This is a genomic window from Bradyrhizobium paxllaeri, from assembly GCF_001693515.2.
In the GTDB taxonomy this organism is placed as follows: Bacteria; Pseudomonadota; Alphaproteobacteria; order Rhizobiales; family Xanthobacteraceae; genus Bradyrhizobium; species Bradyrhizobium paxllaeri.
Genome location: NZ_CP042968.1, coordinates 5042725 through 5056809 on the forward strand (window position 1 = coordinate 5042725; position 14085 = coordinate 5056809).

The 14085-nt window shown below is 57.0% G+C and carries 14 protein-coding genes; 6 read left to right on the forward strand and 8 right to left on the reverse strand.

Going from position 1 to position 14085, the window contains the following annotated elements; all coding sequences use genetic code 11:
- Positions 1-23: 23 nt before the first annotated feature.
- The 3 genes from tnpA to LMTR21_RS24150 all read right to left on the reverse strand — a co-directional run bounded on the left by tnpA (position 24) and on the right by LMTR21_RS24150 (position 3583).
- Positions 24-425, reverse strand: coding sequence for an IS66-like element accessory protein TnpA (tnpA, locus tag LMTR21_RS24135; protein WP_148636003.1), 402 nt, complete (start codon positions 423-425; stop codon positions 24-26).
- Between the two features lie 604 nt (positions 426-1029).
- On the reverse strand, positions 1030-1521 hold the full coding sequence (locus LMTR21_RS24145; protein WP_141688635.1) for an LLM class flavin-dependent oxidoreductase: 492 nt from the start codon (positions 1519-1521) through the stop codon (positions 1030-1032).
- A 184-nt stretch (positions 1522-1705) separates the two neighbouring features.
- Positions 1706-3583: a hypothetical protein gene (locus LMTR21_RS24150; RefSeq protein WP_065756349.1), complete on the reverse strand. Its 1878-nt coding sequence runs from the start codon at positions 3581-3583 to the stop codon at positions 1706-1708.
- Positions 3584-4330: 747 nt separating this feature from the next.
- Between LMTR21_RS24150 and LMTR21_RS24155 the strand changes: the two genes are divergently transcribed.
- From LMTR21_RS24155 to LMTR21_RS24180, 6 genes are all read left to right on the forward strand, one after another.
- Positions 4331-5080, forward strand: coding sequence for a P-loop NTPase family protein (locus LMTR21_RS24155; protein ID WP_057859058.1), 750 nt, complete (start codon positions 4331-4333; stop codon positions 5078-5080).
- A gap of 61 nt (positions 5081-5141) precedes the next feature.
- Positions 5142-5813 carry a hypothetical protein gene (locus LMTR21_RS24160; protein WP_065756350.1) on the forward strand — a complete coding sequence of 224 codons (672 nt, stop codon included), beginning with the start codon at positions 5142-5144 and terminating at the stop codon, positions 5811-5813.
- Positions 5814-6889: 1076 nt separating this feature from the next.
- Positions 6890-7294 (forward strand): hypothetical protein, encoded by a 405-nt coding sequence (locus tag LMTR21_RS24165; protein ID WP_065756351.1) that lies wholly within the window; start codon positions 6890-6892, stop codon positions 7292-7294.
- A gap of 1 nt (position 7295) precedes the next feature.
- The gene (locus LMTR21_RS24170) at positions 7296-7985 is read left to right on the forward strand and encodes a response regulator (protein WP_065756352.1); all 690 of its coding nucleotides are present in this window, start codon (positions 7296-7298) and stop codon (positions 7983-7985) included.
- Positions 7986-8058: 73 nt separating this feature from the next.
- Complete coding sequence (locus LMTR21_RS24175) at positions 8059-9474, forward strand: type II and III secretion system protein family protein (RefSeq protein ID WP_246175724.1); 1416 nt, start codon at positions 8059-8061, stop codon at positions 9472-9474.
- Positions 9475-9484: 10 nt separating this feature from the next.
- Complete coding sequence (locus LMTR21_RS24180; protein ID WP_065756353.1) at positions 9485-10144, forward strand: CpaD family pilus assembly lipoprotein; 660 nt, start codon at positions 9485-9487, stop codon at positions 10142-10144.
- 41 nt (positions 10145-10185) lie between these two features.
- On the opposite strand, the gene LMTR21_RS24185 is transcribed toward LMTR21_RS24180, so the two are convergent.
- Genes LMTR21_RS24185 through sctQ form a run of 5 tightly spaced genes read right to left on the reverse strand, consistent with a single transcriptional unit; the run spans position 10186 to position 14042 of the window.
- The gene (locus LMTR21_RS24185; protein WP_065756354.1) at positions 10186-11223 is read right to left on the reverse strand and encodes an EscU/YscU/HrcU family type III secretion system export apparatus switch protein; all 1038 of its coding nucleotides are present in this window, start codon (positions 11221-11223) and stop codon (positions 10186-10188) included.
- On the reverse strand, positions 11220-12041 hold the full coding sequence (sctT, locus tag LMTR21_RS24190) for a type III secretion system export apparatus subunit SctT (protein WP_065745421.1): 822 nt from the start codon (positions 12039-12041) through the stop codon (positions 11220-11222). Before sctT ends, LMTR21_RS24185 begins: the two co-directional genes overlap by 4 nt.
- A complete protein-coding gene (locus tag LMTR21_RS24195; protein ID WP_028350693.1) occupies positions 12042-12326 on the reverse strand; it encodes an EscS/YscS/HrcS family type III secretion system export apparatus protein in 285 nt (94 codons plus the stop codon).
- Positions 12327-12328: 2 nt separating this feature from the next.
- Positions 12329-12994 (reverse strand): type III secretion system export apparatus subunit SctR, encoded by a 666-nt coding sequence (gene sctR / locus LMTR21_RS24200; RefSeq protein ID WP_065756355.1) that lies wholly within the window; start codon positions 12992-12994, stop codon positions 12329-12331.
- Positions 12987-14042 carry a type III secretion system cytoplasmic ring protein SctQ gene (gene sctQ / locus LMTR21_RS24205; protein ID WP_065756356.1) on the reverse strand — a complete coding sequence of 352 codons (1056 nt, stop codon included), beginning with the start codon at positions 14040-14042 and terminating at the stop codon, positions 12987-12989. Before sctQ ends, sctR begins: the two co-directional genes overlap by 8 nt.
- Positions 14043-14085 lie beyond the last annotated feature (43 nt).

Here is a 14085-nt window from a genome sequence, read left to right on the forward strand (position 1 = left end):
TCGCACATTCCCCGGTATCGCAATCATCGGCGTCCAAGCACATCGAGGACCCGCGCCAGCGCCTCCGGATCGACGTGCGCATCCACCCGGATGCACTGTCGGTTGCCGAGATCGATCTCTATCAATCCGGTACGCGCGGCTGCCACGGAGCGAACTCGGCCATCAACCGTAGGCAAAAGCCTCGGAGTTTCCTCAGCCGATGCCGCTACGGCAGCGATCTGCACCGGCGTAAAAGATGGTACAACTTGTTCCGATGTCCGTGCTTGTCGACGCCAGGTAAACACCAAGCTGGCCGCTACTCCGTTGCGACGCGCAACCTCAGTCACCTTCGCGCCCGGCGCCAATGTCTCCTCGACAATCCGTGCCTTGTCGTCCTGCGACCAGCGCCGCCGCCGCTCCAGCCCACCCAAAACCTCGACCCGCATCGCCTGATGACCTTAAAGCTAGACTTAAGGCCACACGCTTCGCGAATTGCCACCCGTCACGCAAGACGGCCCCCGTCGGATGCGTACAATTTACCGATCGGGAAATCTTATCAAGTCTATTCGGCGCTAACTTGAGACGGCCGCCACGATCATGGGAGTGATCGCGCTTCGCGCGCGCTGCTCTTGATCGCAGTTCCGCGGCAATCAGCCCACCACAGCGGCGCGGTGCGGCCAGCACACAAGCTTCTTCGGACTGTGACCGAGGGCCGATTTCCTCGATGGCTGCCGGCCACTAACCTACCCGCCCATTCGGGCAGATCCCATCGTGGTGGTATCCGTCGACATTGGTCGACTTGGCGAAGGACTCGCGTGAAGCCATCGGAATGGCGCCTCCGCGGGTCGGGTCCGCGAAGGTGCCCCCGCCGCGGCGTAGTCTTTAAAACGCTCGAGCACGATGCCTATCGCCTCGACATTCGGGATGTCCGCCTCGCTCAGCTCGGGCATCGATAGCCTGCGGGCAAGTGCCGCCTCTACGTAGGGAGCCAGCTCCTCTTCTTTACGTCGGGCGCGCTCGTTTTCCCGTTCTTTCAGAGCAGGCATGACCTCATTTGGCGAAAAGCTCGAGTGCCTCACAGATATGCTCGTGCTTATTCATTCCGCACTGCTGGATAAAGATCATCTGGTCGATACCGACATCAGCATACCTCATAAGATGCTTGCGAACGCTCCTAGGCTGTCCGATGCTGCCTGAGCCTGGCTTCTGCTTCATCTCGTCTTTGATCATTTGGAAGTGCCGCCACAAATTCGTGCGCCCCGGACGGTGTTCGCCATACACCGCATAATGCGCGATCGAATAGCCGAAGAACTTGAAACCATCGAGTCCTCGACGCATAGCTTCTTCGGCGTTCTCATTAACCATCATACCGTTGAGAACGGCGATATTGGCGTTTACCGAATGCCCAATGGGCACGCACTCATCGGACTTGATTATCTGATAGTAGTCGTCGCGCCAAACTTTCGCTTGCGACGCCTCCACAAATCCAAAAGCCAGCGCCCCTACCCCTTGACGCGCGGCACGCAAAATACTTTCGCGCAAACCGGGCGCTTGTTAGGCAGCATGCAGTAGGCGACGTGGTGATCTCGGGCATCCTGGGCTCGGCAGCTCGCGCCGAAAGGGTGTGCTTGCGCTACGTGCAATACCCTTTCGGCTCCCCAGTGGGCGGATGTCCTTGGCAGTGTGCAACCTCGTTGCTGATCTTTCACAGGCGCTGCTCGAGTTCCTAGGCACTCGATTGATCCAGCGTATCTCTGCTTCCTTGCTGCAATTCTTTGTAGGAATCGTGATTGAAATATTGGCCTTCTAGCTCTCTAGCGATGTCCAATATCGCACGGTGGCACACCGCCTCTTCAGGCCATGTACTGAAACCGTTCACCAGGTTGGCCAGTCCCTGCTGGGTAAACTCAGAGAGCCGGACGGCGCGAAGGACCTCACCCGCGATTGCGACTGTGGCTTGGCGACAGGGCGCCTCTTTCGGCCACTTGCTGAAACTGTTCACCAAATTCGCCAGGTCCTGCTGGGTATAATCAGAGAGCTGGGCGGCACGGCGAAGAACCTCGCTCGCGATAGCGACTGTGGCTCGGCAACAGGTCGCCTGTTCCGGCCACTTGCTGAAACCGTTCGCCAGGTTCGCCAGGTCCTGCTGGGTAAACCCAGAGAGCCGGGCCGCGCGGCGAAGGACCTCACGCGCTATCGCGACTGCGGCTTGGCGACAGGGCGTCTGTTTCGGCCACTTGCTGAAACTGTTCACTAAATTCGCCAGATCCTGCCGGGTATAGTCAGAGAGCTGGGTGACACGGCGAAGGACCTCGCTCGCGATAGCGACTGTGGCTTGGCGAGAGTCCACCTCCTCCGGCCATTTGCTGAAACCGTTTACCAGGTTCGACAAGTGAGGGTGAGTAAAGTGAGAGAGCTGGGGTGCACGGTGAAGGACCTCCCCCGCGATCGCGACTGTGGCTTGGCGACAGGCCGCCTCATCGCGCCACTTGCTGAAGCCGTTCACCAAATTCGCCAGTCCCTGCTGAGTTAAGTCAGAGAGCCGGGCGGCTCGGCGAAGGACCTCGCCCGCGATCGCAACTGTGCCCTGGCGAGAAGCCGCCTCACCTGGCCACTTGCTGAAACCGTTCACCAGGTTCGCCAGTCCCTGATGAGTATAATCAGAGAACCGGCCGGGACGGCGAAGGACCTCACCCGCGATGGCGACTGTGGCTTGCCGAGAGGCCTCCTCCGGCCATTTACTGAAGCCGTTCACCAGGTTTGCCAGGTCCTGCTGATTAAAATGAGAGAGCTGGTCGCCTCGGCGAAGGACCTCACCCGCAATTGCCACTGTGGCTTGGTGACAGACAGCCGCTTCGCGCCACTTGCTGAAACCGTTCACCAGTTTCGCCAAGTCCTGCTGATTGAAATGAGACAGCCGGTCACCGCGGCGAATGACCTCACCCGCAATAGCGAATATGGCTTTGCGAGAGACAGCTTCTTTTGGCCACTTGCTGAAACCGTTGACCAGGTTCGCCAGTCCCAGCGAGGTAAACTTAGAGAGCCGGGCATGGCGATTTGCACGGCGAAACACCTCGCCCGCGATTGCGCTCGCGGCTTGGCGAGAGGCCGCCTCTTCCGGCCACTTGCTGAAACCGTTCACCAGCAATCCTAGACTTTGGCTGTTCAACTCCTGAAGCGCTCGGCTTAAATCGTGACAACATTCGGCGATTCTGATCGTTGCACTACGGCATTCCGCCACCCTTGAGTGTCGACCGAATGATGATGCGAGCAACGAAAGGGCTCTGAGCCCGACTTCCTTAATCAGAGCGTAATCAAGCCGAGACATACATGCAGCTATGCGCTCGCAAGCTTGGATACCTGCCTGACCTCCGGCCTTCCGGCTCACCGCGTTGCATGTCGTAGCGTACCCCATCGATTTCCCGGCGCGGATGTCTTCTTCGAAGCATGCCACAAATCGAAATTTGAAATCCGCGGCGGCCTTTTGCAGAAAGGTTGCGTGGTCCACCATCCGCAGCTGCTTGTCGTGCTTCAGCACTACAGCTGAGAATTCACCGATGTGGCGAGTTCGACCAATCTCGCTTAGCGCTTCACTAAGTTTCATCAGACCGTACACAACGTCATTACGAGATCGCACCAGGGGTGCTCTGCGCTGCTACTCCGTCGCAGCGCCGCTTTCTCCGGGCCGGACAAAGATTGTCCTTTGCAGTGGAAGCGTCTGTTCCCGAGCTTCTGATAAGTTTATCGCTGCGCTGGCGGTGTGCGACCTGCGCAATTGCAACTTACATTACGAAGCATTCAGCATCGTAACTACCCGACGCTCCCCAAGCCACATTGCGACTTTGCTCTCTTTCAGTGTCATTCCAATAACCGGCGAAAGCGCTTCCCATCCTGGCACAAGCTGAATCGGTCATCATCGGCAAGCGAGAAGGTCGACTTCGCAAGCCATGCCGCTCGAATTGATTTCTCAAATGAGCATAGACGCCTGCGCGGTGAGCCTTTGGTCATCTCCAAGACTACAACCTGACGCTACGTGAGTTTCAAGCTATTTGATGCTTATCTATACAATGGGGACGTACTGCTGATGGTGGTCGCGGTGATCTCATTGTCCCAGTCGGGCTTTTCCGCGGACGACCTGTTCACAAACCTGACGTGGAACACCGCTCACAGCAACTTGTCTTCTGTACTCCAGCGTCACTGATTGCCTGGCGTTAACATATCCCCACCGATCACGTTGGTGACTCGTCAAAGATTCCAGTATCCCTTGTTTCTGCCATGTTCGCATCCAAAGCAGACATTTGCCGATCGCACACGTCGCGGTCGGACGTAGCGAGTGCTTGAGGAGAATTACGTGACAAAGCCAGTCGTGATTGTGGTGGGTGCGGACAAGGGTGGGGTTGGCAAGACGACCGTATCCCGAACGCTTCTGGACTATTTCAATACCAATAACGTGCAGACACGCGCATTCGATACCGAGTCCCCGCGAGGAACGTTGAAGCGCTTCCACCCCGAGATCACCGAGATCGTCGACATGACCACGACTGCGGATCAGATGAAGATCTTCGACACACTGAACTCAGGGCTATCTGTCACCGTGATCGACGCCCGCGCAGGCTTGCTGTCCCCGGCACTGGCATCCTTGCGCGACATCGGTTTTTTGGATGCCGCTCGGTCCGGCCAGATCACCTTTGCCGTATTCCATATCTTGGGATCCTCCATCGCTTCTCTGGACGAGATCGCCGAGACTGCTGGTTTCATGAGTGGTGCAAAGTACTTTCTGGTCAAGAACTTCATCAACGACACTCAATTCTTCCAGTGGGACCAGTCGACCTACAACTCCTATTTCCAGCAAATCAAGAACGCGACCGAGCTGACGATCCCTAAGCTCAACGAGATGGCCTATGAGCAGGTCGAAGTTGCTTCCGTCCCGTTCGTCAACTTTGTAGCCAACAAGAATCGGAACGACGAGGCCGCGAACCACTCCTTCGTTCTGCGCGGCTATGTTCGGCACTGGCTCGCGAATGTCTGGCGCGAATATGATCGCATTAACTTGACCGACTTGGCCGGCGCCAAGTCAGTGACCCGCGGCGGTGAAAAATAGTCGATCGTTCGTCGATTGAACGGGCTAAGCCGCGTATGAAGTTCGCTTAATAGTAATGCCAATGTTAGCTACGCCCGTTTACATCATCTGCTCGCCTAGCCCGCAGGTCGGTAAGACCCTCGTCTCTCGCCTCATGAGCGAGTTCTTACTGCTGAAGAACGGCACTGCGCTCTCGTTCGACATCAACCTGAAGGAGCCGTCACTGGTCGATTACCTGCCTAACATCACTGAGACGGCGGATGTGATCGACACATACGGCAAGATGCAGCTGATGGACCGGCTTATCCTGCACGACCGGGTGGCCAAGGTAATCGATCTCGGCTTCCATGCCTTTGATGAATTCTTCAAGATGTGCGAGGAGATCGGATTCATCAGGGAGGCGCTCCGCTGCCATGTTGCCCCCGTCGTCCTATTCGTGGCCGGTACCGACCGCATCTCCTTGCGCAGCTATGAGATGCTGAGGCGGCGGATTCCGCCCGGAGCGCTGATCACCATCCACAATGAATTCATGCTGCGCGGCGAGTTACCTGAAGCCATGGCTGACGCGCGTGTACTCCGCTTTTCGGCGCTACCAGTATTTCTAAAGACCTACGTCGACCGACTGAGCTTTTCATTCACGAGATATCTGCGCAACGAGAAGGATTCCTCCACCGAGTTGCATCAGTGGATCTGGCGAAACTACATCATGTTCCGCGATCTCGAATCGATGGCAATGCCACAGCTGTCGGCTTGAGTCGGGCTCCAGATGTGGAGAATTCCCGGGATACAAGTGTTCTTCAATTTGGTCCTATAGCTCGCAGACAGGTTTGCAGCTCATATTCATGCACAGCGAGATTTCGGAAGACCCGAATCGTACGCAGCGTCGGATTGTGGTGTTTCCGACAAAGACGACAATACTTGCTGACAGATTAGCAAGAAGCGCGAAATGTCTCAGCCGCCATGGCAGGCATCGGCTTTCCGTCCAGATGATCACGAATGGACAGTCTCGGCGCCAGCGAAGGCCCTCTAGTTCCCAAAGGTGCTTTGCTGCTTGATGCGCGGTGCTTTTTTATTCAATTCCCCGTGGCTGCGTCAGCAAGCGTGAGATTTATAAAATATTCCCTGCAACGAGCTCTCGAAGGGACTTGAATCGCACGTAGCGTCAGATTGTAGGGTTTCGTACATCAGTCGCGACAATGCGTCGCGCGCAACACCTCCTGACAGGTAGCAAGAATTGCGAATGTCTCCAACCCATAGGGCCACGCCCACCCCCATCACGCTCCTCGATCAGTCCACCCGCAGGCCTGTTGGCAACGTCGCCTACGCGCCGGACGGGGTACCCTCGCCAGCCAGGTTGAGGCTGCAACAGCACGAGGAGCTCAAGAGCAGCCGTCGCTGCCCTGTTCTCGTTGTCGCGCGGGAAACAAAGTTGAGTCCAAGCTCGGTATCTGTCGCCGCTCGTCGCGAGAGGTGGAATGCAGGCGGCGGAACCACCCGAACCACATGCCCGATAACGCCGCTGCGAGGATGGACCCGTCATTCGTCGGTGTGCCAGATGGGCCGGAGCCTAGCGGGCCTGTTGGATCTGTCTGAATGCCGGGTCTCTTCCGCTCCCGATGCACGTCACCGCCCAACAAGACAATCTTTTCATAGCCCGCGGTGCATTGGCTGTTTCGTCCACGCTAGCGGCATCTAGAGCATCGGCCCGCTCCGGGGGTGCGATACGTCTTCACGCGTTCAAGGTTGCATTTGCCGTGGCCAAAGCGACCTCACAGGTCGAGGGCATAGCAAGGCTCACCGCAGAGTCAGGACAACATGGGAAGCTTCCAAATGTCTCCTATCAGTTCGGATGCCAATCCAGCCATTCTCTCTTTTGCTTTGGTTTCGATTGCGCGTGCTGGCGATGCATTCGCCGAGCCGATGACCAGAAGAACTGCCGAGATTAGCGCGAAGATGCACGAGGGTCCTGCCACAGCGCTTGATGCCTTGACTGATTCTGGTCTGGTTGCCGACATCAAGACCACGTTGAGTGTCAAGGACGCATGCGATCCACAGCAGACGGCCGAAATTGCTAATCGGCAGGCAATGAGCAGAGCGAGATTGGCCGTCACCAACATTGCTCTTCTTGGTCGGTACCGTGTCCCGACGTTTACGTTGAAGCTGGAGAACTCAATTTCGCCCAACTTCATGGTCGACGGTGATCTGCCTGGTAGTTTTGGCATGAAGAGGCAATGAAATGCGAACACTACTGGTTGATCATGATGAGCACCTTGCGCGCGCTATGCAAGGTGCGCTTTCGGATTGCGGTTTCGCGGTTGATGTGGCGAGCACTCTGGATGAGGCGGCGACCGCTCTGGATTACGCCAAGTACGACATTCTCCTGCTCGAGTTGGCTCTACCGGATGGAAGCGGCCTGGACTGGCTGAAGCGGTTGAGACGCGACGGACATTTTATGCCTGCCATGGTGATGAGCAGCCGCAATGATCTCGGTAGGCGGATCGCCATTTTCAATGGTGGTGCAGACGATTTTCTGCCCAAGCCCGTGTCTACTGATGAACTCATCGCTCGGATGCGAGCCATTCTGAGGCGATCAACGCAAATGACAGCCCCCGTCGTTGTGTTTGGTAATCTAAAATTCGATCCGATCGCCCGGCAAGTTTCAGTTGGTGGTCGGCCGCTAAAGATTGCACGCCGCGAAGTGTGCATTCTTGAGCATCTGCTTAGCCGCGCAGGCCGCGCAGTGTCACGCGCGTCGCTGGAGGATAGCCTCTATGCGTTTGACAACGAGGTCTCTACCAATGCGCTTGAAGTCGCAATCTATCGCTTGCGCGGTCATTTGAATCAGTCTGGTGCAACGCTACGGATCACGACCGCACGCGGCGTCGGCTATATCCTTGAATTGAATAGCGCGGCATCGGCCGCCTAGTCGATCAAACTTGAAAGCAAAGACTACCTTGAAGATCGCTCTTGATAATGAGGGTGGCAGCGATCGACGCTCGATCGTCGCTAGCGCTATCTGGTCTGTCGTTTGTCCTTCTCTTTCCCACCTCCTGTGCGCGGTCGCTTTGCTATCACCACCAACTGCCGCAGCTCAGACAACGCGAGACGCTGGAGGGAGGCCGCCGCGCGCGCCCTCCAGCAGCATCAATGGGACGGTGGACCTTTCCTCCTCGCTCGGTAAGACAATTCATCTGCCCGGGCCGGCGGCGAGCATCTTTGTTGCCGACCCGACGATCGCGGATTATCAAGCGCCATCGAACACGACCATCTTCGTCTTTGGCAAGAAGTCCGGACGGACCAGCCTGTTCGCTTTGAACGACAATGGGGAAGCTCTCGCCGAGTTGCGTGTTGTCGTGACGCAACCGATCGAGGATCTGCGTGCCATGCTGAAGGCCCAGGTCGGCGACTATCCGATCCAAGTCAGCTATACCCCCCGCGGCGCGATCCTTAACGGCACGGCTCCCAATGCCGATGTCGTTGCCACTGCCGTGAAGGTCACAGAGCAGTTTCTCGGTCCGGGTGCGCTTGTCGTCAATAAAATTCAGGTCGCCGGGTCATTACAGGTCAATCTGAGCGTTCGCGTAGCGGAGGTCTCACGCAGTGCCATCAAGGAGCTCGGCATCAACCTCTCCGCTTTGGGGCAGAATGGCACTTTTTTCTTTAGCAGCGGAAAAGGTGCTGGTTCCGGCACGGCTAGCGGAGGCGGCAAGGCAGGTATCGGCTTCAGCGCCGGTAGTATCAACGTCGGCGCTGTTCTCGACGCGCTCGCCAGCGAGCACCTCGCTTCGGTGCTGGCTGAGCCGAACCTCACCGCAATGTCCGGTGAGTCCGCAAGCTTCCTGGCGGGCGGCGAATTTCCAATTCCCGTCATGCAGGACAACCGACAGGTTTCGATCCAATTTCGTCACTTCGGAGTGAGCCTCGATTTCGTCCCGACCGTTCTTAGCAACAATCAAATCAATGTCCGCGTCAAACCTGAGGTCAGCGAGATTTCAAAAGAAGGTGAGGTCAAGGTGAACGGTATGGCCGTGCCTGCCCTCTCTACAAGGCGTGCGGAGACCGTTATCGAGCTTGGGAGCGGACAAAGCTTTGCAATAGGCGGGCTAATCAGGCGTAACTTCAGCACGGATATCAGTACTTTTCCTTGGTTAGGCGACGTGCCCATTCTCGGTGCACTGTTTCGCTCTTCGTCCTTTCAAAAGCAGGAGACGGAGCTTGTTATTATTGTCACGCCTTACATCGTGCGGCCAGCATCGAATCCGAACCGGATGAATGCCCCTGCCGACCGCATCGGACCGCCCTCAGATATGGGGCGCACGTTGACGAACACGTTGGCAAGCCCGCCGCGAGGCCGCGACGCTCCGCGCACGAGTATACCAGGCGCGACAGGCGGCGCGGGCTTTATTATCGAATGAGGATCCTCGAATGACTTTACGAGCCCTGCCCCAACTGTTCGTTCTGATGGCGAGCCTAGGCGGCTGCACAAGCACTGCTCTGATCGGGCCGGCTGAACAAGCAACCATGGTGCAGCAGCAGAACAGTGTGTTGGTGCTGCAGAGCCTTCGCGGCTTCGAGCGGTATCGACTGAGGGATTTCATAGCCGGCGCCAGTCGCGGTCGGTTTGATGCGCTCCATCTCAGTATCACCGGCTCGCCCCGGCTCGCCGCGCAGGTCGCCGGCGAGGCCCGCGCAATGGGCGTTGCCCTTCACAACGTACGCCTGTTCGGCCCTCGCATCGACCGGCCTGTCGGCTTCGCGGTGCAAATCGAGGCCATTGTCTATGAAGCACGTCCTCCCGTCTGTCCGTCCCTTTCGATCATTGGTCCTTCAGTTAACGATAATTCCTTTGACCAGACGTTAGGCTGCTCAAATCGCAACAATCTCGCAGTCATGGTCAACGATCCAGTCGACCTATTGGACAATAGAGCTGTCATGGCAACAAAAGGCGATCGTGCCGCCATTCCTGTTGCCGCATACGGGTCCATGGGGCGGCGCAACAAGAGCGACTTGGAAGGTGGAATTGGCAACAGGTCCTTGCCAGAACCCGGGTCAACGGTGACGAGGGATATACAGTCGCCTCAATAGCAGCGCGCCGGATGGCGCAATCATAGCTGCATAAGCAATGTCTAGACCAGCCCGGCGGAATAGAGCGCTCGCGCAACCCCTTCAAAGCACTTCCCAGGAACGGCGTTGCCCAGCATGGCATTCCGGATGAGCTGACGCGCCAGGACCGAGTCCCGAACAATGCTGAGGCGCAGCGACTGCGCCTCAGCAAGCAGTCGTGAGGCAAGTTCGCCCTCACCACGGCAAACCACGATCGGCACGCCGGTCTCGCCACGAATGTAGCGAAGCCCAATCAAGATCGTTTCTCCTGTCACGATCAAGGTAGCGCGATGCACACCAAGCGGAGGTTCGTTCGCCGTCTCCTGTCGAAGGCGACGGTGTTCTCGTTTGACCTGCGGATTGCCCTGCTGTTCTTTGGACTCGCGCTTGGCCTCCGTCTCGGTCATGCGCATGTCCTGTAAAAACAACCAGCGCTGGATAAGAAGATCGGCCAATCCGGCGATCAAAAAAGCACCGGCAGCAATTTCGGTCAGCAATTTGATCTCAGTGAAGACGAAGCTGAGACACCCCATACCGCAGGTTGGCAAGTATACCAGCGCCTTCCAACTTGCGATAACCGGGAGCAGCAAGCTTGCGCCGAGAACGCACACTTTAAGAAGCGACTTCGAGAGTTCAATGAGCGACCGCTTAGACGCAATCCGCTTGAGCCCCTTCATTGGGTCCAATTTCTCGAATTTCGGCTTTAAGGACTCGAAAGAGACGTTTAATCCACCATTGGCCAGGACCCCGGCTAGAATACCAGCGGCAACACCGGCCCCGAGAAATGGACCAACGGCCGCAAGAAACAGTTCGATCAAGCCGCCCACCGCCTGCTGGACCGCGCTTGTGAACGGCTGCTCCTGCAGTTTGTCGATTAGCCGTACTGTTTCATACCACTTGGTCTCTATGAGGCCCGCTCTTAACCAGAGGCAGCCGAAACCGGCGCAAACACTGACTGCGCTGACCAAATCGGTGCTGCGCGGAGTCTGCCCTTTCTTGCGCGCATCTTTTAGCTTCTTGGGAGTGGGAGGGAGCTTCTTCTCTTCGCTCGAGCCACTCATTTAAGGAGGTTCTTGAACAACTCGAGCACGGTGTTGGACTGACTGATTTCCGATCCCATATATTCGACGAGGAAGGTGGCGTAACTTACCATGATTATCCCATACGCCAGATTCTTCATGGTGGGAGAGACATCGTTCAGTTTGAGTTGCGGCGCAAACCGCCCGAGTATCATGACCGACACATCGAGTAGCAGCAGGAATGCCAACACCGGGCCAGAGACCAGTAGCGCCGTATACATGATGTGGCCGAGAAGCCCCAGAAATGCCATCGCGCCTTGCACGGTCAAGCTAGGCATCAGTCGATACACGGGCCAGATCAAATAGCTGCCATAAAGGCCCCTAATCATATTCTCCAATCCCCCGGCTAGGACGAAAATTGCAATCGCAGTGGTACCGAGTAAAACCGCCGTCGCCGAAGCCTGGCCACGCGTGGCTGGATCATCGGAAGCAACAGGATTCGTAATCCCCCGTTGGGTATCGATGATCTCACCCACTGCCTGGATGCTCCACAACGGAATACTGAGCAAAAAGCCGATGAGCAGGCCGACGAACACCTCCTTCAAACCGAGCAGAGTGACACTGATCAGTCGTGAGCCCTGATCCAACGACTGCAAGCCGTGCCTGATCTGCAACAGGCATGGCAGTCCCATCGCAAAGGTCACGCAGCCGCGGATCAGCCCGCTAATGCGCGGCAGCGTAAATACGGGAAGGACCAACATAATGCCAAGGGCGCGGGCTGCCGCGAGCCCGGCTGCAAGCACGAGTTCGATCGCCTCCTGGATCAGAGTTTGCGTTTCGGTGAGTGAGGGGACGTTCATCTAACGTCGACTAATACTTGCTGTGAGTGCGGGAAAGTCGGTAAATACCTGCTCTGCTTCCTTGATCAGCGCGGCGCTTAGCACTGGAGAGAACAAAGCGATCACCGCGACAACGACCAGAAGCTTCACAGTCAGTGGCAACGTTTGATCCTGAAGCTGCGTTGCCGCTTGGATGATGCCAACGACCAAGCCGACAACGACCGCCGCGATAAGCGTAGGCAGAACCCAGATCATGAAGAGCACAAGTGACCGGCTCATATGAGTGAGAATGCTCGCCTCATCCATGCTCAGCCCCCCGGTGTTGTGTAGCTGAGCACCAGCCCATGCATGAGCCGCGACCAGCCGTCGATTGAGACGAATAGGAACAGCTTAAAAGGCACGGATATCACCGTTGGCGAAACCATCGACATACCCATGGCCATCAAGATGGTCGTTACAATTAGATCGATGGTGATAAAGGGCAGATAGAGAAGAAAACCAATTTCGAATCCACGCTTGAGTTCCGAAATCAGAAACGATGGCACCAGAATGACCAGGTCATCGGCGCTCACGTTGCCGCGCATTTCCTCGGGCCAGACCTGTTCGGTTGAAGCCAAGAAGAAACGGCGCTGCTCGTCAGCGGTGAACTTCTTCAGATGCCCGCGCAGCGGCTCCTGCGCCTCCTTTGCGGCGCTCAACCAATCGTCGACCGTTTGGTAGCGGAGTTGTGGCGCAGAAAGGCGATTATAGGTCTGTTCAATCACTGGCGCGCTAATGAAAACTGTCAGGATCAGCGCCGCCCCGTATAGAACGAGGTTCGGTGGGATAGATTGAGTCCCGAGCGCGTTGCGAACGAGGAAGAGCACGACGGATACTTTTATGAACGCTGTGCTTGTTACGACTAGAAACGCCAGCAGGCCAAGGCCGGCTGTGAGCGCAAGAAGACCAAGAATTCCCGGTTGAATGTCAGTCATTGACGGCCAACCTGCCCCGCAACCTGACGCCGAGGTCCCCGCCGATGCTTACGATGTCCCCGCGGCCTATGCGGCGGCCGTTAGCAAGGATATCAACCGGTGCGTCGAGCGGCCGGCCAAGTTCGAACACATGTCCCTCGCTGATATTCCTCAAGGCTCCGAGTGCGACAGTCCAGCGGCCGCATTCGAAAGCAAGAGTAATCTCGATGTTGTCGAGATCACCTTCAGAGGGCGGCCAGGCTTTTTCGGATTGGGTCATCATATGTGCACACTCCAGGGGATGTGGTTGGAGGCGGAATGCCCCCCGTACGATCAAGCGATCCTCTGCAACGTGTGCCGGAGCCCATAAGGTTCCCGTGTTGAGGATGGCTTGGCCACGGGCGAAGGGTATTACGTCCGGCAATAGAGCGTCTCCGGCATTTGCTTTCCGTAGCAACGCGACTGTCGCACGGAGCGAGCCGATCTCTCCCTTGACGATGACAGGCAATTCTGAGGGAAGCTGGCGATCCTCTCGCGGCAGCTGCCTGAGCAGTCCGCCTAACGCCCGAAACGCGGGCGGCACTGAACCATCGAGAGAAGAGAACAGGAACAGGCGCGCCTTGCCCTTGAATGGGCCGTAGGTGATTTCGAGCTCCAGATAAGGACCTCGAGCCGTCGCTTCGCTCAAACAGATCAGCTGCAACTTCTGTTGCGTCAGACCCTCTAGTTGATTGAGCAACGGATCGAGTGCAAATTCGACGAGGAGCGAACGAGTGGGCTCGGCAGGTAGGCCAAGCCCGCTTTGTACCGTCGCGATCAGCCCTTCTACAACCGGACGGGCCAAGGACAAGACGATTGTTTCATGTCCAATGGCCCAAACGCAGTCGAGCATCGATACCGCACACGGCTCCGGCTCCCAGACAAGCCGTTCCATCCGCACAGATAGCGGCTTATCACTTAGACGGCTTTGCAGAGGCTTGCGGGCAGCTGCGATCTCGTTGAGCCAAGAGACGACCGCAGGGGACACGGTTAGCGCCGGTTTAAATCCCGATTGTTCACCCGTAGCCATGGTCACAGGCGCGTCTACAAGACAAGGCGCTTTCCCTAGCATA

Bases quoted from the DNA above. Each gene is read 5' to 3' on its own strand.
- tnpA (WP_148636003.1), bottom strand. From the start codon at position 425: ATGCGGGTCGAGGTTTTGGGTGGGCTGGAGCGGCGGCGGCGCTGGTCG.
- LMTR21_RS24150 (WP_065756349.1), bottom strand. From the start codon at position 3,583: ATGAAACTTAGTGAAGCGCTAAGCGAGATTGGTCGAACTCGCCACATC.
- LMTR21_RS24160 (WP_065756350.1), top strand. From the start codon at position 5,142: ATGTTAGCTACGCCCGTTTACATCATCTGCTCGCCTAGCCCGCAGGTC.
- LMTR21_RS24165 (WP_065756351.1), top strand. From the start codon at position 6,890: ATGTCTCCTATCAGTTCGGATGCCAATCCAGCCATTCTCTCTTTTGCT.
- LMTR21_RS24170 (WP_065756352.1), top strand. From the start codon at position 7,296: ATGCGAACACTACTGGTTGATCATGATGAGCACCTTGCGCGCGCTATG.
- LMTR21_RS24180 (WP_065756353.1), top strand. From the start codon at position 9,485: ATGACTTTACGAGCCCTGCCCCAACTGTTCGTTCTGATGGCGAGCCTA.
- LMTR21_RS24185 (WP_065756354.1), bottom strand. From the start codon at position 11,223: ATGAGTGGCTCGAGCGAAGAGAAGAAGCTCCCTCCCACTCCCAAGAAG.
- sctT (WP_065745421.1), bottom strand. From the start codon at position 12,041: ATGAACGTCCCCTCACTCACCGAAACGCAAACTCTGATCCAGGAGGCG.
- LMTR21_RS24195 (WP_028350693.1), bottom strand. From the start codon at position 12,326: ATGGATGAGGCGAGCATTCTCACTCATATGAGCCGGTCACTTGTGCTC.
- sctR (WP_065756355.1), bottom strand. From the start codon at position 12,994: ATGACTGACATTCAACCGGGAATTCTTGGTCTTCTTGCGCTCACAGCC.
- sctQ (WP_065756356.1), bottom strand. From the start codon at position 14,042: ATGGCTACGGGTGAACAATCGGGATTTAAACCGGCGCTAACCGTGTCC.